Origin of the sequence: Actinomadura logoneensis (assembly GCF_003428695.1) — a bacterium.
Classification (GTDB): Bacteria; Actinomycetota; Actinomycetes; order Streptosporangiales; family Streptosporangiaceae; genus Spirillospora; species Spirillospora logoneensis.
In genome coordinates this window covers 1-2,487 of sequence record NZ_QURH01000640.1, presented here as the reverse complement: position 1 = coordinate 2,487, position 2,487 = coordinate 1, and the positions used below count along the sequence as shown (strand labels likewise).

Annotated in this window: 2 protein-coding genes and 1 pseudogene; 1 reads left to right on the top strand and 2 read right to left on the bottom strand. The window is 75.2% G+C overall.

The features are described 5' to 3' along the window. The coding region (locus tag DZF91_RS25015; protein WP_147341366.1) for an MFS transporter at positions 1-585 on the top strand (585 nt) is incomplete at its 5' end. On the opposite strand, the gene DZF91_RS25010 is transcribed toward DZF91_RS25015, so the two are convergent. Then, positions 504-1,754: an FAD-dependent monooxygenase gene (locus DZF91_RS25010; RefSeq protein WP_117359691.1), complete on the bottom strand. Its 1,251-nt coding sequence runs from the start codon at positions 1,752-1,754 to the stop codon at positions 504-506. The two genes, DZF91_RS25015 and DZF91_RS25010, sit on opposite strands and share 82 nt — an antisense overlap. A 112-nt stretch (positions 1,755-1,866) precedes the next feature. After that, positions 1,867-2,487: pseudogene (locus tag DZF91_RS41340) on the bottom strand (tetratricopeptide repeat protein); the annotation flags it as partial.

Below are 2,487 nucleotides of genomic sequence, written 5' to 3'. Positions count from 1 at the left end.
GCGGGGCGGCGGACGGCCCGGCGCGGCGGGCTGCTCGGCGCGGCGCTGCGTCCGGAGCTGGCGCGGCCCGCGCTCATCTTCGCGGCGATCACGTTCGCGACCGGTGTGCTCCAGACGTTCCTGCCGCTCGCCGTGCACGGCGCGGCGGCGGGGCTGGCGGCCGGGTCGCTGTTCGCGCAGTCCCTGGCGACGCCGTTCACGCGCTGGCTGTCCGGCCGGTTCGCCGACCGGTACGGGACGCGCCCGCTGCTCGTCCCGATGGCGCTGCTGACCACCGCCGGGGCCGCGACGCTGGTCTGGACGGGCAGCCCGGTCGCGGTGATCGCCGGGCCGGCCCTGTTCGGGGCGGGGTTCGGCATCGCGCAGACCGCCACGCTGGCGCTGATGCTCGGCCGCGTGGCCCCGGCCGAGTTCGGCCGGGTCAGCGCGCTGTGGAACATCGCCTACGACGCGGGGATCGGTGTCGGCGCGGTCGGGTTCGGGGCCGTGGTGTCCGTCGCGTCCTACTCGGGCGGGTTCGCGGTCACGGCGGCGCTGCTCGCGCTCACGCTCGTCCCGATCTGGGTGGACCGCCGCGCCCGGTAGGTCTTCAGCGCGATGTTCTCCGCCGTCCGCCGGGCGCTGTTGGCGATCATCTTCTTGCCGGGCAGGTACGGCATGAGCCGGTAGTTCTGCCGCAGCAGCCACGCGACCACGCGGTTCTCCGGGACCATCAGCTTCGCGACGCCCTGCCCCTGCTTCTGGCATCCGGCGACGTACCCGCGCATCGCCTCCTCGTAGCGGGCGAACGCGACGGTGTGGTCGCCGCCGGCCTCGGCCAGCTCGCCCGCGAGGACGTACGCGGCGACCATGGCGAGGCCGGTGCCCATCCCGGAGAGCGAGGACGGGCAGTACGCGGCGTCCCCGAGCAGGGCCACGCGACCGCGCGTCCAGCCGTCCATGCGCACCTGGCTGACGGAGTCGAAGTAGAAGTCCGGGGCGTCCGCCATCATGCCGAGCAGCCGGTCGCTCTCCCAGCCGTTGCCCGCGAACGTCTCGGTCAGCAGCCGCTGCTGCGCGGCGACGTCGCGGCGGTCGACGCCGGTGGGCGGCGCGCCGAAGTAGAACACGGCCTTGGCCTCGGTGTTGTTCCGCGCGCTGTACACCGTGACGACCTTGCCCGGCGTGGTGAAGGCCAGGCCGGAGCGGTCGATGCCGAGGTGGTTGGGGACGGTGAAGATCGCGCAGTACAGGCCGAGGTGCGACACGAAGTCCTCCTCGGGGCCGAACGCGAGCCGCCGGACGGTGGAGTGCAGGCCGTCCGCGCCGATGACCAGGTCGTACCGGCCGGTCGCGCCGCTGTCGAAGGTGACGTCCACGCCGTGGGCGTCCTCCTCCATCCGGGCGATCGAGTCGCCGAAGACGTACCGGGTGAACGGCGCGGTCTTCTCGTACAGGATGCGGGCCAGGTCGCCGCGCAGGATCTCGACGTCCCCGGAGAACAGGTCGGCGGGCATGGACGCGAGCTTCTTGCCGCGCGAGTTCACGTACACCATGGCGCCCGTGTGGGTCTGCTCGCGGCGGATGTCGTCCAGCACGCCCATCTCCGCCAGGACGCGCAGGTGCGCCGCGCCCCGGAAGTCCACTGCGTAACCGCCGTCGCGCGGTTCGGCGGCCTTCTCGACGACCGTGACCGAGTGGCCGTGGCGGTGGAGCCAGTAGGCGAGGGCGGGACCGGCGACCGAGGCGCCCGAGATCAGGATGTTCGTCGTCATGCCCCTGACTCTGCGGGGCCCTCCTCACCGCGACCTCACCGCGACCTCACCGCGACCTCACCGCCGCCTCACCGCCGCCCCGGCGCGCGGTCACCGCCGTCCCGGCGCGCGGTCACCGCGCGGAGAAGTCGGGCAGGACGTGCACGGGCGAGCGGCGGACGGTCTCCCTCGGCAGCCCCGCCAGGAGCAGGACGCCCTCGTGGTCGAGGCGCAGGCCCTCGCGGTAGGCGGACGTGTAGGCGTCGTCCCCGAGCCGGGCGCGCGCGGACCGCTCGACCTCGGCGGCGTCGGGATCGCCCACGGCGTCCGCCCCGCGCAGGACGGCCGCCCCGCCGAGCATCCGCGCGGCGGTCGCGGGGTCCCGCACCCGCGCGAGCGCGACCATGGCGCGCGCCGCCTCGGACAGCGCGCCGATGACGGCCGCCACCTCGACGGCCTGGAGGTAGAGGCCGGCGGCCTCGGGGTCCGGCTCGGCGATGCGGCCGAGGCCGATGAGCGTGCGGACGCGGTTGCCGACGCTCTTCACCCAGGTGGGGTCGAAGCGCTCCAGGGCCTCCCCGTAGAGCCGGCGGGCCTCGTCCTCGTCGCCCCTGGCCAGGGCCATGTCGGCGAGTCCGCGGAAGGCCGCGGCGAGGCACGTCGCGTTCCCGGCCCGGCGGGCCACGGCGGCGGCCTCGGCGTAGTCGGCGCGGGCGGCCTCCGGGTCGGCCGCCGCGCGCAGGTCGCCGCGGTT